The organism is Microbispora sp. H11081 (assembly GCF_012999535.1).
Classification (GTDB): Bacteria; Actinomycetota; Actinomycetes; order Streptosporangiales; family Streptosporangiaceae; genus Microbispora.
The window spans coordinates 56,462-75,561 of record NZ_JABBWV010000007.1 but is presented as its reverse complement, the minus strand read 5'-3'; the positions used below and the strand labels follow the sequence as shown (position 1 = coordinate 75,561).

Genomic DNA, 19,100 nt, shown 5'->3' with positions numbered 1-19,100 from the left:
GACTCATCCGGAAACCGGGTCTCCCGTGGCGGCGACGTGGTGATCGGCCCGGCCGCCGAGGAGGTGCTCCTGTCCCCACGCGCCGAGCGGCGCCAGCGCCTCGTTGAGCGTGACGCCGAGCGGGGTCAGGGAGTATTCGACGCGCGGCGGCACCTCGTCGTACACCTCGCGGTGTACGACGCCGTCCGCCTCCATCTCCCGCAGGTGCGACGCGAGCACCTTCTCGGTCACGCCGGGGAGCATCCTGCGCAGCTCGCCGAAACGGCACGCGCGCTCGTTCAGCGCCCACAGGATCGAGCTCTTCCACTTCCCGCCGATCACTTCCATCGCGGCGTCGATCCCACATCCGGACGCTCCCGGACGCCGTGCGGTCCGCATGCCCCACCCCCTCCTGGCTGCTCGCTCACCCCGGGGTAAGCACCCACCTGAAAGTGCGTACTTGATCGATTCGGGGCTCGTGACCAGCCTAATCGGCATGACCCACAACACTGAGAAGTCTCCGCTGTCCCTCCTCGGGCTGGGCGCGATGGGCGGCGCGCTCGCCCGCGCCTGGCTCGCCGCCGGGCATCCCCTGACCGTCTGGAACCGCACTCCGGGAAGGGCCGAGGTCCTCGCCCGCGAGGGCGCCCGCGTCGCCGCGACCGCCGCCGAGGCCGTCGCGGCGAGCGATCTCGTGGTCGTCTGCCTGCTCGACCACGCCTCGGTCGGAGAGGCCCTCGCCGCCGCCGACCTGTCCGGCAAGGACCTGGTCGACCTGACCACCGGCACCCCGGAGGAGGCCAGGGCCCGCGCGCGGTGGGCCGAGGAGCGCGGCGCCCGGTTCCTGGACGGCGGCGTCATGGCGGTTCCCCCCATGATCGGCGCGGCGGGCTCCGGCGCCTACGTCTTCTACAGCGGCTCACGAGAGGTGTTCGAGGCCCACGAGGGCGCGCTGGCCGTACCCGCCGGCACCGTCTACACCGGTGAGGACCCCGGGCTCGCCGCCCTCCACGACGTGGCGCTGCTGAGCGCCATGACGGGCATGTTCGCGGGGGTGGCGCACGCCTTCGCACTCGTCCGCGACGAGATCCACCCGAAGGGCTTCGCCGATCTCGTCGTGAGCTGGCTGACAGCGATGGTCCCGTACACGTACGAGGTCGCCGACCAACTGGACAGCGGCGACTACACGAGGAACGTCACGTCCAACCTGGCGATGATGGTCCGGGGCAACGCGACCCTGCTGCGTACGGCCGAGGAGCGCAAGGTCAGCCCGGAGTTGCTCACGCCGTTCACGACCCTGATGGAGCGGCGGCTCGCGGACGGCCATGCCGGCGAGGGCACCACGGGGGTGGTCGACCTGCTGCGAGCGCGCTGAGCGTGGTCCCAGACCTTTGGCCTGCATCTGATCTGAGCTGCTCCCTGACCCTGTCCCCCGGTCCGGGCCGCCACGCCGGAAAGCTATCCTCGCAGGAGGACGATCGGGTCGTTGCGAGGTGAGGCCGTGACCGAACGCAAGCCCCTCGGAGTGAGCTTCGAGTCGTGGATCGACCGGCAGATTCGCGAGGCCACCGAGCGTGGCGAGTTCGACGACCTGCCGGGCGCAGGCAAGCCCATCCCCGGCAGGGGCGAGCCGCACGACGACATGTGGTGGATCAAGCAGAAGCTGCGCGCGGAGAACCTGTCGTTCCCGCTGCCGGGGACGCTGGCGCTGCGCAAGGAGGCCGAGGAGGCGAAGGCGGAGGCGCTCGGCGCGCGCACCGAGGCCGAGGCGCGCCGGATCGCCGAGGAGATGAATGTCAAGATCCGCGACAGCCACCGCAAGCCCCTGTCCGGTCCGCCCGTCGTGCAGCCGCTCATCGACCTGGACGAGATCGCCGCCGAGTGGCGGGCCCTGCATCCGGTCGCCGAGAGCAAGCCCGCCCTTCCCGAAGAGCCGAAACAGCCGAAGCGCCCCCTGTTCCGGTGGTTCAGGCGCCGCTGACCGGCAGGTCCCCGGTCTGACGCAAGTCAGATGAGGACCTTCCGATCGCCCAATGTGCCGCCCTCCGGCCGCTCCGCGCGCGGACGACGACGAGGCCGCCTCGCCGCTCGACGCGATGCCGCCGCGCGAGGAGGGCGCGGAGACGCTCGTCGAGCGCGCCCGCCGCTCCGGTGTCCGTGACCGCCTCGGCCCGGGAGCTGGACCTCGCCCGGCGGCGGGTGCCCGCCGGACGGCGCTCCGGCCCCACCGCCGGGCCAGGACTGCGCGTACTACACCGTGGAGGGCGACCCCGCCCACGCCTACCGCCTGTGCTTCGCCCGCGAACGACTCGTCTCCAAGGCGGTCGTCCCCACACACTGACGCGGTTGCAGCAAGGTCCAAGCCGGTTCCCAGAAGGTGCGGCCATCCTTCTGACGCAGGCGGTGTCCGCCGCCTGCGGACAGTGACGCGGCGAACGGCCTCGGCCCCGGTTTAGTCGGCGGCGGCTGCCACGACGCCTGGAAACGATCAAGGAGCCCAGGTGCCTGACCCTCTCGCCCCCTTCCGGTGGCTGGCCGCCCCGATGACGGGAAGCGCGCGCAACCCGCTGGGCGACGTCTTCAGCGTGTCGTTCTTCCATGGGCTGGAGCCCGCCGAGGTCGCGGCCCGTTTCGAGCCGGCCGGAGCGCCGGCGCGGTGGATGACCTTCGCCGAACTCGACGACGAGGTCATGGAGTTCGTCGAGCAGACCGACGGCGGCGACGGCGGTGGACACGTCGGCGTCGTACGGATCGGCGAGTGGAGCGTGGTGGTCGAACCGTACGGCTGGCACACCACGCTGGGCGAGAACCTGGAGCGCCTCGCGCGGGGATGCGAGGCGGTGGCCGTCGGACGCCACGACTACGCCGAGCACAGCTTCCTGTACGCGGTGGACGGCGAGATCGTCACCGCGTTCAAGCCGCACGCGTCGGTCAACCGGTGGGGCAGCGACCCCGACCGGCTGAACGAGCCGATGCGCAGGGTGGGGCTGCCACTGACCGCCACCTCCGTCAAGGCTGCCTGGGACACGCGGTGGGACGACACGCTCCCCAAGGCGTTCGCGCTCGCCGCCAGGGTCACCGGGGTGACCCTGACCGCCGAATCCTTCGACGGGCCGTTGCTGGTCGCCTCCACCACCGAGTGGTCGCAGGTCTGAGTGTCGGGGGTCTCTGCTACACACGTTTCATGACCTCACCCGCCGCCCAGCGGCTCGGCATCGTGCCGTCCGTGTTCGCCGTCCAGCACCTGCCGCAGGCGACGTTCCCCGAGGACGACGACTGGATCGCGCTCGTCCGCGCCCCGGAGGGCCTCACCGTGATCCGCGAGGCGTGGCCGACGGGGTCCGGCGACCGCTGGATCGGCCTGTACGGCGGGGAGACGGCGCACAACCTGGATGTCCCCGGCATGCTGGCGGCCATCGTGGGCCCATTGGCCGAGGCGGCCATCCCGGTGTTCGTCGCCTCGACGTTCCACGGCGACCTGGTCCTCGTGCCGGAGCCGAGGGTCGAGGAGGCGGTCACCGTCCTGGAGGAGGCGGGGCACCGGGTGGACGTCCGCTCCCTGCGCTCACCCGGCTCCTGACGGCCACCGGGACGCGAGGGATCCCCGCGCGCCCTCGATCGTGTCCGCGGCGAATGCCGCCTGACCGGATGCTCCTTGTCATCTGATGCAGTACGGGCTGTACGGACGAATGCGCACGTATGCGAACGAATGCGGCATACCGGGCAGTCGCCGCCAGGTACGGTTGGCCAATCCATGAATATTTCACGATTTAGCTGTTAACATCGCCAACCACCTTCAACATCTCTATCTAGGGCGAATTCAGACTTTCGGGATCGAGGGCCACCAGACCGCGGCTAAAGCGCCGCAGCCTCACCGTTCTAGGAGAAACCGCATGCAGCATGCCCTGCCCAGGCGACGTCTCGCGGCCACCGCCGCTGCGTTCGCCGTTGTGGCGGCCGCCTTCGTCGGAGGCGTGACCGGCCCGGCGAGCGCGTCCAGCGCCGTCGTCGCCGACGAGCCGACGTCGACGCCGGTCAACGTGGACATCCCCGACGGGATGCTCATGAGCTATGTCGTCAACGCACGGATCGCCAACCCCGGCCAGACCCGTCTCGTCGAGCGTGCGATCCAGGCCGCCGGGGGTGTCGTCATCCAGTCCTGGCCCCAGATCGGCGTGGTCGTCGCCCACTCCGACCGTGCGGCCTTCCGCGCGGACGTCACCGCCAAGGGCGGCAATGCGGTCGCCTCCGTCGGCGCCACCCGTACGGCCGGCGTCTCCGAGGGGACCCCGACCGAACTGGCCCCGCCGTGGGGCCCGGGCGCCAGCGGATACAAGAAGGGCGCCAAGAAGCCGGACAACGGCGACAACCCGTCCGACCCGCAGCCCGGCGCGACGCCCGACCCCAACGAGGGCGTCCAGTGGGACATGCAGATGATCAAGGCCCCGCAGGCGCAGGCGATCTCCGACGGCAACCGCAACGTCCTCGTCGGGGTGCTCGACAGCGGCATCTCGCCGACGCACCCGGACCTCAAGGCCAACATCGACGTCGCGACCTCGGTCAACTGCAGCAACGTCGGCCGTCCCGACCAGACGCCGCTGGCCTGGCGCCCGACGACGAGCGACCACGGCACCCATGTCGCGGGCACCATCGCCGCCGCCCGCAACGGCGTCGGCATCGTCGGTGTCGCGCCGAACGTGCGCCTGGCGTCCGTCAAGGTCGTAAACGACGACGGCTACATCTACCCCGAATACGCGATCTGCGGCTTCATGTGGGCGGGCATGAAGCACATGGACGTCACCAACAACTCCTACTACATCGACCCGTTCGAGTTCTGGTGTGAGGACCAGCCCGACCAGGCCGCCAGCAAGGAGGCCGTCCGGCGCGCCGTGGCATGGTCCACCGAGCAGGGCGTCGTCAACGTCGCCGCGGCGGGCAACTCCAACTACGACCTGGCGAACAAGACCGTGGACAGGGGCAGCCCCAACGACGCCCCTGCGCCCACCGTGCGTACGATCAACAGCCGGTGCAGCGACATCCCGGCCGAGTTCGACGGCGTCGTGACGGTCGCGTCCCTGCAGCGCGTGGGCACCACCCTCGACAGCATCCGGTCGTCCTTCTCCAACTACGGCCTCGGCAAGATCGACGTCGCGGCTCCCGGCTCGTCGATCTACTCCACGACGTGGAACACCCGTACGGGCGTCGACGGCTACGGCAACAAGAGCGGCACGTCGATGGCGAGCCCGCACGTCGCCGGCGTCATGGCGCAGATGAAGTCGGCGCACCCGTCGTGGTCGCCGGACACGATGGTGAACGAACTCAAGGCGCGGGCCGTACCCAAGCCCTGCCCGCTGAACACGGCCGCCTGCACGGGCACCGCCGACGACAACGGCTTCTTCGGCGCCGGTGTCGTCGACGCTCTCGCGGTCGTCAACTGAACCGACCCGGTGTCACCTGAGTGACACCACCATGCCGGGCCCGCGCCGTCCTGACGGCGCGGGCCCGCGCGCTTCCTGCCGCGCCATGCGCGAACGCCCCGGTGAGAGGCCCGGTGAGCGGCCTGCCCTGGGCGGTGACCGGCGCGCCGCCGCCGCGGTCCCAGCGCCCAGGAGGAGCGACGCCGCCGCCGGGATCACCGCCCGGCGTCGATCTCGGCGACGAGGGCTTCGACGCGGCTTCTGATCTCGTCGCGGATCGGGCGGACGGCTTCCACGCCCTTGCCCGCGGGGTCCTCCAGCGTCCAGTCGAGATACTTCTTGCCGGGGAAGATCGGGCAGGCGTCCCCGCAGCCCATGGTGATGACGTAGTCGGAGGCTTCGACTGCCTCGGTGGTCAGCACCTTCGGGGTCTGGCCGGAGATGTCGACGCCGGCCTCCCTCATCGCCTCGACCGCGGCCGGGTTGACCCGTTCTGCGGGAAGCGAGCCGGCGGAGCGGACCTCGATCCGGTCACCCGCGAGGTGGGCGAGGAAGCCGGCGGCCATCTGTGAGCGGCCGGCGTTGTGGACGCAGACGAACAGGACAGAAGCGGCGGGTTCGGTGGGCATCGGCTCTGCTTCCTCTTCGGGGGGCGCTATGGCGTCAGGTCGAGGCACGGACCAGGCACAGGCACTGTACGACTCGGCACGGGCATACCGGTGGCCCGGCAGTGGTGGCACGGAACGACTCTCTGGATCGCGGCCGCGGCGTACGCCCGCCGATCCTGCCGGGACCGATCTCACATCAGCTTCGACTGATGCGATGGTAGCATCAGCCTATGCTGATGTCAGTCAATGCTGATCTGTTGCGCGTCCTGGCCGATCCCCTGCGGCTGCGGATCGTGACCCTGCTCGCCCGGGAGACGTTGTGCACGACGCACCTGGCGGAGGAGACGGGCGCTCGGCAGACCAACCTGTCCAACCACCTCAAGGTGCTGCGGGACGCCGGGGTGGTGGAGACGGAGCCGTGCGGCAGGTTCACCTACTACCGGCTCAAGCCTGAAGTCATCGCCTCCCTGGCCGGGCAGTTCGCCGATCTGGCCGAGACCGCCCGCGCCACGGCCGCCGCCGACAGGAAGAGGGCGTGCCCATGACGCCTGCCGAATCCGGAACCGCACCCGGCGTAGTGGCCGGGAGGCTGTCCGCCCTCGACCGGTTCCTCGCAGTGTGGATCCTGGCCGCGATGGCCTTCGGCCTCGGTCTCGGCCGCGCCTTCCCCGGCCTGAACGGCGTGCTGTCCGAGGTCGCGATCGGCGGCGTCTCCCTGCCCATCGCCCTCGGACTGCTGGTCATGATGTATCCGGTGCTGGCCAAGGTGCGCTACGACAAACTCGACGCCGTCACGGGCGACCGCAAGCTGATGATCTCGTCGCTGGTCGCCAACTGGGTCGTCGGCCCGGCCGTCATGTTCGCCCTGGCGTGGATCTTCCTGCCCGACCTGCCGGAGTACCGCACCGGTCTGATCATCGTCGGCCTGGCCCGCTGCATCGCCATGGTCATCATCTGGAACGACCTCGCCTGCGGCGACCGCGAGGCCGCCGCCGTCCTGGTGGCGCTCAACTCGGTCTTCCAGGTCCTCGCGTTCGGCCTGCTCGGCTGGTTCTACCTCGACCTGCTGCCCGGCTGGCTCGGCCTCGAAGAAGGCCGGCACCTCGACATCTCCGCGTGGAAGATCGCCCTCAACGTCGTCATCTTCCTCGGCATCCCGCTGCTCGCCGGGTTCCTCACCCGCCGCCTGGGCGAGCGCAGACTGGGCCGGGAGCGCTACGAGAACGCGTTCCTGCCGAAGCTCGGCCCCTGGGCGTTGTACGGACTGCTCTTCACGATCGTGATCCTCTTCGCCCTGCAGGGGGAGACGATCACCTCCGAGCCGGGTGACGTGGCCCGCATCGCCCTGCCGCTGCTGGCCTACTTCGCCCTGATGTGGTTCGGCGCCTTCGGCCTCGGCAAGGCCCTCGGCCTGTCCTACGACCGCACCGCCACGCTGGCGTTCACGGCGGCGGGAAACAACTTCGAACTGGCGATCGCGGTCGCCATCGCGACCTTCGGCGTCACCTCCGGCCAGGCGCTGTCCGGCGTCGTCGGGCCACTGATCGAAGTCCCGGTGCTCGTGGCGCTGGTCCACGTCTCACTCGCGTGGCGGAGGAGGTTCCCCGCCGCCCCCGTCACCGGGCGGCACGCGTAGCGGGCGGCCTTGGTCGTGCCCCGGCGGCCGTCGGTCACCGGTCGGTGGGGACAGGCGCCATCAGGAGGTGGCCCATCGCGGCCAGCACGCCCGGCTCGACCCGGTAGTACACCCAGGTTCCCCGCCGCTCCGAGACCAGCAGACCGGCCTCCTTGAGCTTCTTCAGGTGGTGGGAGACCGTCGGCTGCGACACCCCCACGTCGGAGATGTCGCACACGCACGCCTCACCGCCGGGGGCCGACGCGACCGCGGAGAACAGGCGCAGACGCACGGGGTCGCCGAGCGCCTTGAACATCGCCGCCGTCCGCTCGGCCTCCTCGGCCGTGAGCATCCGTTCGGTCAGCGGAGGGCAGCAGGGCACCACCACCTCCGGCAGTGCCTGCGGTTTCGACATACGTCTATGTTCACACATATCGAACCAAGGCGAGAGGGTGCGAACCAGGCAGAATCTTTCCCCATATCGACAAACGTCTATGTTGACGAACATCGAAACAGGCTGGCATGCTGGCCGCGAACTCATAGACGAGTGTCGAATCAGAGGAGTCGCCGTGACCACGCCTGCCGCCGAACTGCCCGTCGTCGTGATCGGTGCCGGACCCGTAGGCCTCGCCGCCGCCGCCCACCTGGTCGAACGCGGACTCGACCCGCTGGTGCTGGAGGCAGGCCACGCCGCCGGATCCGCCGTACGGGAGTGGGCGCACGTGCGGCTGTTCTCCACCTGGGGCGAGGTCGTCGACCCCGCCGCCGAGAAGCTGCTCGCCCCGACCGGCTGGGTCCGCCCGGACGAGGCGACGTACCCGACCGGCGAAGAGTGGGCCGAGCTCTACCTGCAGCCGCTCGCCGACGCCCTCGGCGACAAGGTCCGGTATGGCACGACCGTCACCGGCGTCGCCAGGGCCGGGCGCGACCGCGTGGTCGACTCCGGCCGCGACGAGCAGCCCTTCACCGTGCACGTACGCACCGCCGACGGCCGCGAGGAGCGGATCGGCGCCCGTGCGGTCATCGACGCCTCGGGCACCTGGACCACCCCCGGCCCGCTCGGCGGCGACGGCCTGCCCGCGATCGGCGAGCACAGCGCGGCCGACCGCATCTCCTACCGCGTCCCCGACCTGCGCGACCCTGCCGTACGCGCCCGGTACGCGGGGCGCCGCACCGCGGTGGTCGGCTCCGGGGCCTCGGCCTTCACCGCGCTGGCCGCCCTCGCCGAACTGGCCGGGCAGGAGCCGGGCACGCACGCGGTCTGGATCCTGCGGCGGGGCATCGGCGCAGGCACCTTCGGCGGCGGCGAGGCCGACCAGCTTCCCGCGCGCGGCGCCCTCGGCCTCGCGGCCAAGGCCGCCGTGGAGGCCGGCCATGCCACGGCGGTCACCGGCTTCCGTACCGCCGCCGTCGAACGGGACGGCGACCTCCTGGTGCTCGTCGCCGACGACGGCCGTACCGAGCCGGCCGACGAGGTCATCGTGCTGACCGGTTTCCGGCCGGATCTGTCGTTCCTGTCCGAGGTCCGCCTCGGCCTGGACGAACGGCTGCAGGCCCCGCTCGCGCTGGCGCCGCTGATCGACCCCAACGTGCACTCCTGCGGCACCGTCTACCCGCACGGCGTGAACGAACTGTCCCACCCCGAGCAGGACGTCTACCTGGTCGGCATGAAGTCGTACGGGCGTGCCCCGACGTTCCTGGCCATGACCGGCTATGAGCAGACCAGGTCCATCGCCGCCGCTCTGGCCGGCGACCGCGAGGCCGCCGAGCGCGTCGAACTGGTCCTGCCCGAGACCGGGGTGTGCGGCGGCTCCGGCCTGTTCGACCAGGAGGACACGGCGCAGGCGTCCGACGGCTGCTGCGGAGCGCCCGCCACGCTGCAGATCGGTGTCGGCGCTCCCGCCTCCTCCGGCGGCTGCTGACCACGGCGGCCGGCCCTCACAATCGGGCCGGATGCGCCGACGGCGCCGCCCTCCGGCAGGAGGACGGCGCCGTCGGACGCGCCGGGGTCGCTATGCGCGCCTCCACCGCCAGTACGGATCCGCGCTCTTGTAGGTGCACTTGTACCGCTTCTTGGTGACCTTGGCGTAGCCGTACCGATTGTGCGCGGCCTTGGGGCAGAACGCGCCGGGGGTGATGCAGTTCCAGTGGTTGCCGACGCGCTTGTAGCAACTCGCGGCGGACGTGCTTGTCGACGATAAGCCGGCGGCGGTGGCGGGAGCGGCGACCGCCACAGCCGGGACGACGAGCGCGGACGCGACGAGCGCGCCCGAGACGAGGAGACGACGGAGCACAGGCTCTCCCTTTGGGGCTGGTGATGCTGATGCTTGCTCGTAGGAGACGGCCCTGCATTCCCGGCGGTTCACACAGATCTGGACCATTCCGGCCTTCCGAAGGTCATGCCGCCAGCCTCATCCGCCGGTGGATAGAGAGCGGCGACCCGAAGCGACCCCGTGACCTGGGCCGACTTCGGGAGAGCGCCGACGTCACCGGTCCGTGGCCCGTACGGCTCCGCAGTCAGGAGGCGCGCTGGGACACTGCGAGAGTGAGCACGACGGATAGGCCGCTGGTGCGGGAACTGTTCCCCGAACTCATCACAGAACTGATCACGTGCTTGCGCGAAGCGGGCGAGGAAGACCTCGCCGTCTGTGCCTGGGACATCCGGTTCTATGGCGAATGTGGATGTGGCGACGACTTCTGCCAGAGCTTCTACACCGCTGAACGTCCGACCGGGGCGTACGGTCTCGGGCATCGTTGCGTGCCGCTGCTTCCCGAGAAGGGCTACCTGATCCTCGACGTCGTCGACGGGCGGATCATGTTCGTAGAGGTGTTGCATCACGACGAGTTGCGGCGCTCGCCGGGAGCCGGGAGTTGAGATTCGCTGACCAGGCCCTTCTGGTATGGCCGTCGCGGTTTCAGATGATCCGGAAGCTCTGGTGTTCCGCGTCGAGCCAGGTCGCGTTCAGGAGGTGACCGGTCAGGCGGTGGATGAGGATGAAGGTGGCCAGGCGGGCTTGGCTGTCGTCGGCTGCGCCCTCGCCCAGAGGAAGACCAGTCAGGTGGGCGCTCAGCACCTGCGGGTCTTCGCCCGACCAGTGCGCGCGCAGGCCCATCGCCGGCTCGAAGCCGACCAGCAACCGGCCATCGGCGGCGTACCTGAAGGAACTGACGCCGTTGACGTCCCACCAGTAGTTCAGCGCCCGGTGGCCGCCGCTCGACAGGTTCACGAGGGTCCGCCGATCACTGCCCCTCCAGGGCGGTTCCTCCAGCGCCAGCGTCCAGCCGCCGAAGCTCCCGATGAGGACAGTGCCCTCCTCCCGTAGTTTCCAGGTGGCAGGCTCGGCCGAGGACGGGTCAGCCCCCAGGAGTCGGGCCACCTCCAGCACCTCAGGGTTGCTACACCAGGTGCCGCAGAAGACGGGGAGCAATCCGTACGGCTCCAGCACGTTCTCCTCGAATCCCATCGCGTCCATGCGCTGGAGCCTCCAAATGCGGGACCTGGCGGAACACGGCCGACATCGGGCCGCAGCTTGGGAGTGAATCGACCATGGCGAATCTGCTCGCCAGTATGGCGGACAAGATCAGCCTCACCCTGGCGACCCCGTCCCGGAGGATGGGCTCCCTTCGCCGGTCCCGGTATCGATACGGGCCCGCGCCATAGACGGCCGCAAGGATTCAAGCAACAAATTTCGCTATGGCAGTAGCTCCCAGCACGAAGGTTGCTCCACAAATTATCCTCACAGGCCAGGATTTGCGAAATATGAGGAAAGCACCCGTATCGAGAAGCAGCCCGAAGATGGCCGTCACCACCAGCGCCAGACCTTCGTCATCTGGGCGACCCGCAGCAACCCTATGGTCGAGACTCGCGATAAACGGGAAAAGCGTGAGCAGGATCGCGAGCGCATAAAGCAAGGAGAAGAAGAAGAGGTGGTACCAGAAATACTGAGACCTCGGCGCCACCGGACACCCCCCTCTACATCGGGTCGATTACACAGCACCCAGCCCTGCTCCCGACCTACAGCTGGACCGGCTCCTTGATACGACAACGGCATCCGGGCGTACAGGTAAGGGAGGACCGATGAGAAAAGCCCGGCGCGGGGCCGGGCTTCTGCATGCCAGTGGCCTAGTCGATGAGCCGGTCGAGCAGTTCGAAAGTCTCGTACGGCTGATCGTAGTCGCCGAAGTGTCCGTCGTCGCGGACGATCTGCGTGCCGCCCAGCCGTTCGAACATGGCGCGGCCCTGCCGGTCGTCGCAGCCGTACGGGTCATGGCGGGAATTGATGAAGTACAGGTCACGGACGTGGGCTCGGATCGCCGCCCAGTCGTAGCCGGCCTGCAGGACGGGCTCGTCCTCCGTATTTGGCTGGGTGCAGTAGCCCGCGACGAGGATGGCCTGGGACACCGTGACGTCGATGTGCTCCAGGACCGCGAGGAGCAGCGCCGCGCCCCCGGAGTGACCCACCAACACGGTGCGCTCATCGAAGTGGTGATTGGTCAGCAACTTCGGTAGGAAGGTGGCGATCGGCTCGACGTTGAGGGTGGGGTAGTGCGGGAGTTCGACCACGTAACCACGCTCGGCCAGTCGCCGGCCGAGCCACGGGTACCAGCAAACCTCGGGGCTCGCCCCGGTGCCATGGAAGATGATGGCGTTTGACCGCACTCGGCTGTCCTTCCCGAGCAGCAGGGGCATCGTGGTCGGGCCTGGGCGCAGCCGACTTGAGTCAGTTGGCCGTTTCGACGTACGACGCCAGGTTGGCCAGCGAGGAGGCGATCCCAGCTTCGTGGTCCGCTTGGTCGATGCCGGGTGGCACGTCCGTGGCGGTGACGGTCACCTCGGTCCCGTCGCCGGCGGCGGCGAGGTGCCAGGTCATAGTCATGGTGCCCGCATACGACGGATCGTCGGCCTCGAACACCGCCCGCTGCACCACACGCTCCGGTGGCACCAGGTCGGCGAACCCGACGTCGACAACATCCGTCGACTCTGAGGTCTTGCCGGGGCTGTCGGTGGAGTTGAGGTAGGTCAGGACCATCCGGAACCCGCCGCCAGGCCGGGGATCCCACCGCTCGACCCGCCCGCGCATGCCGTCCGGCGGCAGCCAGGCCTCGAGCGACTCCCGGTCGAGGAGGGCGCCATAGACAGTCGCCGGCGGTGCCGCGATGACCCGGCTGGCGCGGTCGGTCCTGCTCATGGCCCGATCCTAGGACCGAAAGTTCTGCTGAGCCCATAGTCATCGAACGACCCGCCGAAGAAACCAGCCAGGAATCAAGAGGCGACCAATAAGTCGCATGACATCTGGCCAGAGCTGATCGACAGTTGGGCTGCTCCAGGTGCCTTGGAAAACGTCCCGGCGGCGGCCCGACTACTCGCACACGGTGCGGACCGCAGCGATCTTGCCCAGTTCGCGCGAGTTCCCGCCTCCAGCCACTACGGACCTGGCTCTTGCTCCTGGCGATCATCCTGGAGTCGGAGTGCCCCCGCCGGAGGCTATTGCTTTTTTTCTTGCTGTTCGATGATGGCCATGGCGAGCGCGCCAAGCATCAGGCCGATGCCGACCAGGGCGAAAACGATGGGCCGTCCAGGAGCGTATCTTGCAGTGCTGCCTGCGGCTTGGCACCCGCCGATGAGAAGCGCGAGCGAACCCAGTATCAGAAAAATTCGGGGGCCAAACATGGTGAGCGATCGTAAGCCCTGACGACGATAGGCCGCCAGACGGAAGCGGAGCGACCGGCGCTGATATGAAGCCCTCGAAGTGCCGCAGAGTAGTTGGGCCGACGGCCGAAGCGGCCTCATGGGCGGCGGCGCGGCCCAGGTACGGCCGGCAGGTTGGGTACGGCGTGCGTGCGGTGCGGCGGGCGGGCCGATTCCCGCCGCCGTTCGGGACCGGCGCCCACGCCGCACGCCCGGACGGTGGGCGGTGGGAGGGCCGTGCGGCGGCGCGCCGCGCCGCCGCCTTGATGCCTTCGCGTATCCGGACGGAGGAGGGCCGAACGCTGACGGTCGATGAGGCGCGCAAGCTCCTCGATGAGGTCGCAGAGCACCGGATGGTGCGTACTCGTCCTCCTGGCCCTCGTGTTCGGCCTGCGTCGCGGCGAAGCGCTTGGGCTCATGTGGAGCGGGTTCGATCCGGACGCCGGGACTTTCGCGTCACCCATGCGGTGAAGCGAATCAAGAACCGGGACTCGAATGCGGCCCGGAAGACCAAGCTCGTGATCAACGAGCTGAAGACCAAGAAGTCACGGCGTACCCTCTCCCTCACTCCCGAACTGGCCGACGCGATCAAGCGTCATAGGAGCGCGCACAACGCGGAACGCCTCCAGGCCGGCGCGGAGTGGACCGAGCACGGGCTGATCTTCCCCACCGCTTTCGGCAATCCGTCCGACCCGGACACCTTCTCGCACCTGTTCTCCAAGCTCGCTCAGAAGGCGGGGCTCGGGCACTGGCACTCACACGAGTTCCGGCACTCGGGGGCATCGCTGATGCTCGCCCAGGGGACGCCTCTCCACGTCGTCTCCGACGTCCTCGGGCACGCGAGCATCGCGATCACCAAGGACGTGTACGGGCACCTCATGGAGGGCGACAAGCGAGCGGCGACGGAGGCCATTTCGAGCGCTCTGCTGGGCCGACCGAAACGGGTGGCTCCCAAGGTAACTCCCACAGACGCGGAAGAGACCGGATGATCCCCGGAAACACTAAGGCCCGTTTCCAGGTATTCCCTGGTCACGGGCCTTCTGTGATGTGCGCGGCCGAGAGGACTCGAACCCCTAACCTTCTGATCCGTAGTCAGATGCTCTATCCATTGAGCTACGGCCGCTTTGCTGCCTGGTCACCTACCGTGCCCGGCAACGGGTGTAACTCTACCAGACCCCTCACCCCTGGTTGCGCCAATGAATCGCCCTGTCCCCGGTCAAACGCTGTGGGCCGATCGACCGTGCGCGAGAGGGTGTGAGCGTGTCGGCGGCTGGCCGTCCCTCTCGACCTCGATCGGGGACCAGGAGCCCCGGCACCGCTCACACCGGCCTCAGCGGAGTATGTGACGATCAGCTACAAACACATCCCCCTAAGTGACGAGCGTCTCGTGACCTGCGGGGTATCAGCAGGACGAGGAGTGCGCGGCGTACGCCGGAACGCGCCCCGGCGTGGAGGAGACATGGACGACGAGCGGCCCAGCCCACCCGGCAAGCGGTATCGGCTCCGTGGTCTCGTCGCTGTCGTGAGCGTGGGTCTCCTCTGCTGGGCGTTCATCATCGTGCTGCTGGTCAAGCTCTTCACGTGAGCCGGTGAGCCGGTGAGTCGGTGAGCCGGTGGGCGGGGGACGTGCCGGCCGGAGACCCGCCCCGGCCGGCACCGGTCGTCACTCGCCGCTCTGCATGCTCTCGACCAGGTCGAGATGCTCCTGAACCGTCGGCTTGGCGGCCCGGGCCAGGTTCTTCACTTCGTCGGAAGATCCGGTCGACACCTCCTCGTCCAGGGCGAGCAGCGTCTTGCGGTGGCCGTTGATCTGCGCGTCGAGCCAGGCACGGTCGAACGCGGCGCCGCTCTTGGCCGCGAGCCGGCGCAACTCGGCCCGCTGCTCCTCGCTCGGCTCACTCGGCAGGGCTACGTCCAGCTTCTTGGCCACCCGCTGGAGCTGGGCGTCGAGGGCGCCGTGGTCCACGACCAGTTTCCTGCCGGCGTCCTTGACCGACTGCTTGGCGGCCTGCCGCTCGGCGGTCTGCCCGCCCTGGATCTCCGTGAGGTTGGCCTGATGGGCGGCGGCCAGGAACGCCTTGTCCTTGTCGCTGACACCCGGTGGCGCCGCGTGCCCCCCGGTGATCCATGACAGTGCCGCGACCGCGGTCGCGACCAGGACGATGAGCCATCTCAGCATCAGATCCCCCGATCCTTCACCGGACGGCCGGCGCCGGTTGATCGGCTTCGACCATCCCGGTATGACGCTTCACATGCCCCATACCCACCCGGCGGCGCCCCCGTACGGTCAACGCGTCCCGGGCCGGTAGCCCCGCACGTAGTCGACCACGAACTCCTTGGGGTACGGCCCCGCCCGCTCCGGCCCCTCGGCGTCCGGAAACTCGTAGATCCCGAGCATGAGCTGCATCGGATAGCCCGGGGACTGCCGGATGGTCTTGACGTGCCGGCCGTCCACGAGGAACGTCACCCGGTCCGGAGTCCACTCGGCCGCGTACACGTGGAACTCCCGCGCGTCGATGGGGAGGACCTCGGCGGCGAAGTCGTCGGTGATCGCGGGATCGCCGAAGGGGTGGACGCCCATGCCGACCGCCGCCGCGTCCGGCCGTACGTCACGCCCGAAGATCTCGCAGACGCAGATCTCCGCGGACCGCTCGGGCGCGTCCTCGAAGCCGATCATCCACAGCGCGACCATGGCGCGGGGATCGTCGGTGGCCCTGGCGCGCATCTCGATCAGGCCGTAGTGGGGGGTGTAGAGCCTGGCCTCGTCCTGCGCCTCGCGGACGACGGCCCGGCCCCGCCCGTGCTGGCCGACTCCGCTGCCCACGGGTCCGGAGAACACGCCCGTCTGCAGTGACGACACGCGCATCCTGCCCTCCGTCTCCGGCGACCACGGCGGCTGGTCCTCCTCGATCAGCAGGCGCAGGCGGCCGTCGCCCACGCGATAGCGGGCCGCCGAGGCGGCGCGGGTGGTCCATTGGGGCAGGTAACGCGGGATCCAGCGGCTCTCGCCGAGCACGCCGCCCTCGAAGGTGTCCTCGAACTCCAGCAGGTAGCCGGCCTTCGTGACCGGGTCCGGCGCGTACGTTCTGTCCACGGCTTCGCTCATACGGGCAATCCTGGCGCGGCTCAGGGGAGATCGAGGCGCACACCGGGCATACGCGAGAAGACGGCGAAAGTTCACCATGCCGACATTGGTCAGGCCCCGGTTCGAGGTGATGCTGGCGAGTGTCTGTTCCTTCGCCCCCACAAGGAGGTCCCGTGCAGACTTCGCGACGCTTCCGGCCTTACCGGGCCGGGCGGCTCGCCGTCGTGATCGCCGCCGTCGTGTCCCTCACCGGACTGGCCGGCGCCGTCCCCGCCCAGGCGTCGGTCTACGGCTCCTGCTCGATTTCCCGCTGCGCGGATGCCCGCTCGGCGAAGTCGATCTGGGCCGGGAAGGGGTATCCCACCAGCAGCGGCTGGTACTCCTGGCCCGACGGCAAGTACAACTACACCGGCGGGCGCTTCTACAACCGGGAGGGCCAGCTCCCGGCCGGCGCCACCTACTACGAGTACGACGTCTACTCCCGGGCGCGGGGCGCCGCGCGTGACGCGTACCGGATCGTCGTCAACCGCAGCACGGGCGTGACCTGGTTCTCGCCCAACCACTACACCGACTTCTACCGTCTCTAGGACCTGTCATGGCCTCCGCCGCGCGTCCGCTGCCTCCGTGGCTCACGGTGACCACCGATCCGGCCCCGGCGGTCGTCGACGGCCGGGCCTGCCGGACCCGTGCCGCCTTCTTCGAGGAGGTGGCACGGGCCCTGCGTCTTCCCCCGTACTTCGGCCGCAACTGGGACGCCCTCACCGACGCGCTGCGCGACGTCGGGCCGGTTCGTCTGGTCGTGGGACACGCGGAGGAACTGCTCGACGCCGAGCCTCCCGGGCAGTTCGCCACGCTGCTGGCCGTCCTGGACGACGCCGCGGCGGCCGGGCTGACCGTGACGCTCCACACCGGCCCCGCCCACGAGTCCGTGCTCCGCGGGCGGGTGAGCGAGGCCCTGCCCTGATCGCCCGTACGATCCCTGCCGGGAGCTGATCCAGCCCTCGCGGGAAAACGGTCTCGTCAGCCGGCGGGTACGGCGACGCCGTCACCAGGGCACGGGCCCGAAGCGGTCGACGAACCTGCCCGTTCCGCCGTCGGCTCCCTCGGTCGCGAGCGCCACGATCGCGTCGGTCCCCTCCGTCACGGTCTGGGGGCCGCTATGCCCGTTGAGGTCGGTCGCCGTGTAGCCCGGGTCGGCGGCGTTGACCCGGATGCCGGGCAACGCCTTCGCGTACTGCGTCGTGAGCATCGTCACCGCGGCCTTCGAGGACGTGTACAGCGGCCCCACCACCGTCGACTCCACCCGGCCGGGGTCGTGGGTCAGCGCGAACGAGCCGGTGCCGCTGCTCACGTTGACGATCGCCGGGTGTTCCGACTTGCCGAGAAGCGGCAGGAAGGCGCCGGTCACGCGGACGATGCCCACGACGTTCGTCTGGAAGACCTCCAGGGCGTGGGCGGCGGTCAGCTCGTCGGCGGGCACGTGCGGGCCGATGATCCCGGCGTTGTTGATCAGGACGTCGACGCGGCCCTCGTGCGCCGCGACGTCCGTCGCCGCGGCGGCGACGGACGCGTCGTCGGTGACGTCGATCCGTACGAAGCGGACGCCGAGCTTGGCGGCCGCCGCCTGCCCGCGCTCGGGGTCCCGGGCGCCGAGGACGACGGTGTGACCGAGGTCGACGAGGCGGCGGGCGGTCTCGAACCCGAGGCCCTTGTTGGCCCCGGTGATGAAGGTGATGGTCATGCGTCGAGCCTCGGGCATGCCGGCGCGCACAGCCAGGGAGAGCTCGCCGGTAGGACAGGCAGTACCACCCTGGCGTCTCGCCGCCGACGCAGAATGAGCGCATGACCGCAGACGAGACGAGCCTCGGCGCGACGATCCGCGCCTGGCGCGACCGGCTCTCCCCCGCGGCTGTCGGCCTGCCTCCCGGCCGCGTACGCCGTGCCGCGGGTCTGCGTCGCGAGGAACTGGCCGACCTCGCGGGCGTTTCGGTTGACTACGTCGTACGGCTGGAGCAGGGCCGGGCGACCACACCGTCGGCGCAGGTCGCCGCCGCGCTGGCGCGGGCGCTGCAACTCGATCGCGCCGAGCGCGACCACCTCTACCGGCTCGCCGGACTGCGGCCGCCCCCGGACGGCGTGATCAGTGATCACATCCCGCCAGGGATGCAGCGGGTGCTCGCCCGGCTGGGCGACGCGCCGGTCGCCGTGTTCGCCGCCGACTGGCGGCTGCTGTGGTGGAACCGCAGTTGGGCGGCGCTCCTCGGCGATCCCTCCGTGCTCGCGCCGGAGGAGCGCAATCTGGTGCGCTCGCGTTTTCCCGTGCCGTCCGATCGGGGGCGCCTCGCGGCATGGCCCGTCGTCTCGGAGAACGCGGAGGCGACCGACCGGGCGATCGTCGCCGACCTTCGGCGCGCGTCCGGCCGCTACCCGGAGGACGCGCGTCTCCGCGAGCTGATCCGCCGGACGCTGGACGGGAATCCCCGTTTCGCCGAGGTGTGGCATTCCGGCGCCGTCGGCGGCCACGCGGAGGACCGCAAGACGATCCGGCACCCGGCGGTGGGGGACGTCACCGTCGACTGCGACGTGCTCTGCGACTCCGACACCGACCTGAAAATCGTCATATACACGGCTGTCCCCGGCGGCGCGGACGAGACCAAACTCGATCTCGTCCGCGTCGCCGGGGTCACGGCCCGGCCTCACTGAGCCG

The 19,100-nt window shown here is 69.8% G+C and carries 26 protein-coding genes and 1 tRNA gene; 14 read left to right on the top strand and 13 right to left on the bottom strand.

Annotation, left to right across the window (positions count from 1 at the left end; translation table 11 throughout):
- Positions 1 to 3: 3 nt before the first annotated feature.
- Positions 4 to 378, bottom strand: a complete 375-nt coding sequence (locus HHX31_RS19270) for a helix-turn-helix domain-containing protein (protein ID WP_169949701.1) — start codon at positions 376 to 378, stop codon at positions 4 to 6.
- A 97-nt stretch (positions 379 to 475) separates the two neighbouring features.
- Between HHX31_RS19270 and HHX31_RS19265 the strand changes: the two genes are divergently transcribed.
- From HHX31_RS19265 to HHX31_RS19245, 5 genes are all read left to right on the top strand, one after another.
- On the top strand, positions 476 to 1,354 hold the full coding sequence (locus tag HHX31_RS19265; RefSeq protein WP_169949700.1) for an NAD(P)-dependent oxidoreductase: 879 nt from the start codon (positions 476 to 478) through the stop codon (positions 1,352 to 1,354).
- Positions 1,355 to 1,480: 126 nt separating this feature from the next.
- Positions 1,481 to 1,960: a DUF1992 domain-containing protein gene (locus tag HHX31_RS19260; protein ID WP_169949699.1), complete on the top strand. Its 480-nt coding sequence runs from the start codon at positions 1,481 to 1,483 to the stop codon at positions 1,958 to 1,960.
- A gap of 520 nt (positions 1,961 to 2,480) precedes the next feature.
- On the top strand, positions 2,481 to 3,134 hold the full coding sequence (locus tag HHX31_RS19255; RefSeq protein ID WP_169949698.1) for a DUF6461 domain-containing protein: 654 nt from the start codon (positions 2,481 to 2,483) through the stop codon (positions 3,132 to 3,134).
- 29 nt (positions 3,135 to 3,163) lie between these two features.
- On the top strand, positions 3,164 to 3,559 hold the full coding sequence (locus HHX31_RS19250) for an ACT domain-containing protein (RefSeq protein ID WP_169949697.1): 396 nt from the start codon (positions 3,164 to 3,166) through the stop codon (positions 3,557 to 3,559).
- A 313-nt stretch (positions 3,560 to 3,872) separates the two neighbouring features.
- On the top strand, positions 3,873 to 5,417 hold the full coding sequence (locus tag HHX31_RS19245; protein ID WP_169949696.1) for a S8 family serine peptidase: 1,545 nt from the start codon (positions 3,873 to 3,875) through the stop codon (positions 5,415 to 5,417).
- Between the two features lie 194 nt (positions 5,418 to 5,611).
- Here HHX31_RS19245 and HHX31_RS19240 read toward each other — a convergent pair whose 3' ends face one another.
- Positions 5,612 to 6,025 carry an arsenate reductase ArsC gene (locus tag HHX31_RS19240; protein ID WP_169949695.1) on the bottom strand — a complete coding sequence of 138 codons (414 nt, stop codon included), beginning with the start codon at positions 6,023 to 6,025 and terminating at the stop codon, positions 5,612 to 5,614.
- A 209-nt stretch (positions 6,026 to 6,234) separates the two neighbouring features.
- Between HHX31_RS19240 and HHX31_RS19235 the strand changes: the two genes are divergently transcribed.
- Both HHX31_RS19235 and arsB read left to right on the top strand, forming a co-directional pair.
- Positions 6,235 to 6,549: a helix-turn-helix transcriptional regulator gene (locus HHX31_RS19235; RefSeq protein WP_169949694.1), complete on the top strand. Its 315-nt coding sequence runs from the start codon at positions 6,235 to 6,237 to the stop codon at positions 6,547 to 6,549.
- A complete protein-coding gene (gene arsB / locus HHX31_RS19230; RefSeq protein ID WP_169949932.1) occupies positions 6,546 to 7,640 on the top strand; it encodes an ACR3 family arsenite efflux transporter in 1,095 nt (364 codons plus the stop codon). Before HHX31_RS19235 ends, arsB begins: the two co-directional genes overlap by 4 nt.
- Positions 7,641 to 7,674: 34 nt before the next feature.
- Here arsB and HHX31_RS19225 read toward each other — a convergent pair whose 3' ends face one another.
- Positions 7,675 to 8,034 (bottom strand): helix-turn-helix transcriptional regulator, encoded by a 360-nt coding sequence (locus HHX31_RS19225; RefSeq protein WP_211589969.1) that lies wholly within the window; start codon positions 8,032 to 8,034, stop codon positions 7,675 to 7,677.
- Between the two features lie 154 nt (positions 8,035 to 8,188).
- Here HHX31_RS19225 and HHX31_RS19220 point away from each other — a divergent pair, with 154 nt between their 5' ends.
- Positions 8,189 to 9,541: an FAD-dependent oxidoreductase gene (locus tag HHX31_RS19220; protein ID WP_311932057.1), complete on the top strand. Its 1,353-nt coding sequence runs from the start codon at positions 8,189 to 8,191 to the stop codon at positions 9,539 to 9,541.
- 90 nt (positions 9,542 to 9,631) lie between these two features.
- On the opposite strand, the gene HHX31_RS19215 is transcribed toward HHX31_RS19220, so the two are convergent.
- Positions 9,632 to 9,913, bottom strand: coding sequence for a hypothetical protein (locus tag HHX31_RS19215; RefSeq protein ID WP_169949691.1), 282 nt, complete (start codon positions 9,911 to 9,913; stop codon positions 9,632 to 9,634).
- 251 nt (positions 9,914 to 10,164) lie between these two features.
- On the opposite strand from HHX31_RS19215, the gene HHX31_RS19210 reads away from it, so the two are divergent.
- Positions 10,165 to 10,494 (top strand): hypothetical protein, encoded by a 330-nt coding sequence (locus tag HHX31_RS19210; protein WP_211589967.1) that lies wholly within the window; start codon positions 10,165 to 10,167, stop codon positions 10,492 to 10,494.
- Between the two features lie 40 nt (positions 10,495 to 10,534).
- Here the strand turns inward: HHX31_RS19210 and HHX31_RS19205 are convergent, their stop codons facing one another.
- The 5 genes from HHX31_RS19205 to HHX31_RS19185 form a co-directional block, all read right to left on the bottom strand.
- A complete protein-coding gene (locus tag HHX31_RS19205) occupies positions 10,535 to 11,092 on the bottom strand; it encodes a DUF6461 domain-containing protein (RefSeq protein ID WP_169949690.1) in 558 nt (185 codons plus the stop codon).
- Between the two features lie 202 nt (positions 11,093 to 11,294).
- Complete coding sequence (locus HHX31_RS19200; RefSeq protein WP_169949689.1) at positions 11,295 to 11,579, bottom strand: hypothetical protein; 285 nt, start codon at positions 11,577 to 11,579, stop codon at positions 11,295 to 11,297.
- Between the two features lie 163 nt (positions 11,580 to 11,742).
- A complete protein-coding gene (locus HHX31_RS19195; RefSeq protein WP_169949688.1) occupies positions 11,743 to 12,279 on the bottom strand; it encodes an alpha/beta fold hydrolase in 537 nt (178 codons plus the stop codon).
- Positions 12,280 to 12,340: 61 nt separating this feature from the next.
- Positions 12,341 to 12,808, bottom strand: coding sequence for an SRPBCC family protein (locus tag HHX31_RS19190; protein ID WP_169949687.1), 468 nt, complete (start codon positions 12,806 to 12,808; stop codon positions 12,341 to 12,343).
- 296 nt (positions 12,809 to 13,104) lie between these two features.
- Positions 13,105 to 13,290, bottom strand: coding sequence for a hypothetical protein (locus HHX31_RS19185; protein WP_169949686.1), 186 nt, complete (start codon positions 13,288 to 13,290; stop codon positions 13,105 to 13,107).
- A 485-nt stretch (positions 13,291 to 13,775) separates the two neighbouring features.
- On the opposite strand from HHX31_RS19185, the gene HHX31_RS19180 reads away from it, so the two are divergent.
- A complete protein-coding gene (locus HHX31_RS19180; protein WP_169949685.1) occupies positions 13,776 to 14,297 on the top strand; it encodes a site-specific integrase in 522 nt (173 codons plus the stop codon).
- Positions 14,298 to 14,358: 61 nt separating this feature from the next.
- On the opposite strand, the gene HHX31_RS19175 is transcribed toward HHX31_RS19180, so the two are convergent.
- Positions 14,359 to 14,431 (bottom strand) — tRNA-Arg (locus HHX31_RS19175).
- Between the two features lie 336 nt (positions 14,432 to 14,767).
- Between HHX31_RS19175 and HHX31_RS35195 the strand changes: the two genes are divergently transcribed.
- Positions 14,768 to 14,893 carry a hypothetical protein gene (locus tag HHX31_RS35195; protein ID WP_283244556.1) on the top strand — a complete coding sequence of 42 codons (126 nt, stop codon included), beginning with the start codon at positions 14,768 to 14,770 and terminating at the stop codon, positions 14,891 to 14,893.
- Between the two features lie 78 nt (positions 14,894 to 14,971).
- Here HHX31_RS35195 and HHX31_RS19170 read toward each other — a convergent pair whose 3' ends face one another.
- The gene (locus HHX31_RS19170) at positions 14,972 to 15,487 is read right to left on the bottom strand and encodes a DUF4142 domain-containing protein (protein WP_169949684.1); all 516 of its coding nucleotides are present in this window, start codon (positions 15,485 to 15,487) and stop codon (positions 14,972 to 14,974) included.
- A gap of 108 nt (positions 15,488 to 15,595) precedes the next feature.
- Positions 15,596 to 16,414, bottom strand: a complete 819-nt coding sequence (locus tag HHX31_RS19165; protein WP_169949683.1) for a glycoside hydrolase family 16 protein — start codon at positions 16,412 to 16,414, stop codon at positions 15,596 to 15,598.
- A 152-nt stretch (positions 16,415 to 16,566) separates the two neighbouring features.
- Here HHX31_RS19165 and HHX31_RS19160 point away from each other — a divergent pair, with 152 nt between their 5' ends.
- Together HHX31_RS19160 and HHX31_RS19155 are read left to right on the top strand one after the other, a co-directional pair.
- The gene (locus HHX31_RS19160) at positions 16,567 to 16,980 is read left to right on the top strand and encodes a ribonuclease domain-containing protein (RefSeq protein ID WP_169949682.1); all 414 of its coding nucleotides are present in this window, start codon (positions 16,567 to 16,569) and stop codon (positions 16,978 to 16,980) included.
- An 8-nt stretch (positions 16,981 to 16,988) separates the two neighbouring features.
- A complete protein-coding gene (locus tag HHX31_RS19155; protein ID WP_169949681.1) occupies positions 16,989 to 17,357 on the top strand; it encodes a barstar family protein in 369 nt (122 codons plus the stop codon).
- 81 nt (positions 17,358 to 17,438) lie between these two features.
- Here HHX31_RS19155 and HHX31_RS19150 read toward each other — a convergent pair whose 3' ends face one another.
- Positions 17,439 to 18,134 carry an SDR family NAD(P)-dependent oxidoreductase gene (locus HHX31_RS19150; RefSeq protein ID WP_169949680.1) on the bottom strand — a complete coding sequence of 232 codons (696 nt, stop codon included), beginning with the start codon at positions 18,132 to 18,134 and terminating at the stop codon, positions 17,439 to 17,441.
- 101 nt (positions 18,135 to 18,235) lie between these two features.
- Here HHX31_RS19150 and HHX31_RS19145 point away from each other — a divergent pair, with 101 nt between their 5' ends.
- Entirely contained in the window at positions 18,236 to 19,096 is an 861-nt protein-coding gene (locus HHX31_RS19145) for a helix-turn-helix domain-containing protein (RefSeq protein WP_169949679.1), read from the top strand.
- The last annotated feature ends 4 nt before the right edge of the window (positions 19,097 to 19,100 follow it).

Bases quoted from the DNA above. Each gene is read 5' to 3' on its own strand.
- HHX31_RS35195 (WP_283244556.1), top strand. From the start codon at position 14,768: ATGGACGACGAGCGGCCCAGCCCACCCGGCAAGCGGTATCGGCTCCGT.
- HHX31_RS19150 (WP_169949680.1), bottom strand. From the start codon at position 18,134: ATGACCATCACCTTCATCACCGGGGCCAACAAGGGCCTCGGGTTCGAG.
- HHX31_RS19225 (WP_211589969.1), bottom strand. From the start codon at position 8,034: ATGTCGAAACCGCAGGCACTGCCGGAGGTGGTGGTGCCCTGCTGCCCT.
- HHX31_RS19240 (WP_169949695.1), bottom strand. From the start codon at position 6,025: ATGCCCACCGAACCCGCCGCTTCTGTCCTGTTCGTCTGCGTCCACAAC.
- HHX31_RS19235 (WP_169949694.1), top strand. From the start codon at position 6,235: ATGCTGATGTCAGTCAATGCTGATCTGTTGCGCGTCCTGGCCGATCCC.
- HHX31_RS19190 (WP_169949687.1), bottom strand. From the start codon at position 12,808: ATGAGCAGGACCGACCGCGCCAGCCGGGTCATCGCGGCACCGCCGGCG.
- HHX31_RS19155 (WP_169949681.1), top strand. From the start codon at position 16,989: ATGGCCTCCGCCGCGCGTCCGCTGCCTCCGTGGCTCACGGTGACCACC.
- HHX31_RS19170 (WP_169949684.1), bottom strand. From the start codon at position 15,487: ATGCTGAGATGGCTCATCGTCCTGGTCGCGACCGCGGTCGCGGCACTG.
- HHX31_RS19145 (WP_169949679.1), top strand. From the start codon at position 18,236: ATGACCGCAGACGAGACGAGCCTCGGCGCGACGATCCGCGCCTGGCGC.
- HHX31_RS19250 (WP_169949697.1), top strand. From the start codon at position 3,164: ATGACCTCACCCGCCGCCCAGCGGCTCGGCATCGTGCCGTCCGTGTTC.
- HHX31_RS19205 (WP_169949690.1), bottom strand. From the start codon at position 11,092: ATGGACGCGATGGGATTCGAGGAGAACGTGCTGGAGCCGTACGGATTG.
- arsB (WP_169949932.1), top strand. From the start codon at position 6,546: ATGACGCCTGCCGAATCCGGAACCGCACCCGGCGTAGTGGCCGGGAGG.
- HHX31_RS19245 (WP_169949696.1), top strand. From the start codon at position 3,873: ATGCAGCATGCCCTGCCCAGGCGACGTCTCGCGGCCACCGCCGCTGCG.
- HHX31_RS19165 (WP_169949683.1), bottom strand. From the start codon at position 16,414: ATGAGCGAAGCCGTGGACAGAACGTACGCGCCGGACCCGGTCACGAAG.
- HHX31_RS19265 (WP_169949700.1), top strand. From the start codon at position 476: ATGACCCACAACACTGAGAAGTCTCCGCTGTCCCTCCTCGGGCTGGGC.
- HHX31_RS19270 (WP_169949701.1), bottom strand. From the start codon at position 378: ATGCGGACCGCACGGCGTCCGGGAGCGTCCGGATGTGGGATCGACGCC.
- HHX31_RS19185 (WP_169949686.1), bottom strand. From the start codon at position 13,290: ATGTTTGGCCCCCGAATTTTTCTGATACTGGGTTCGCTCGCGCTTCTC.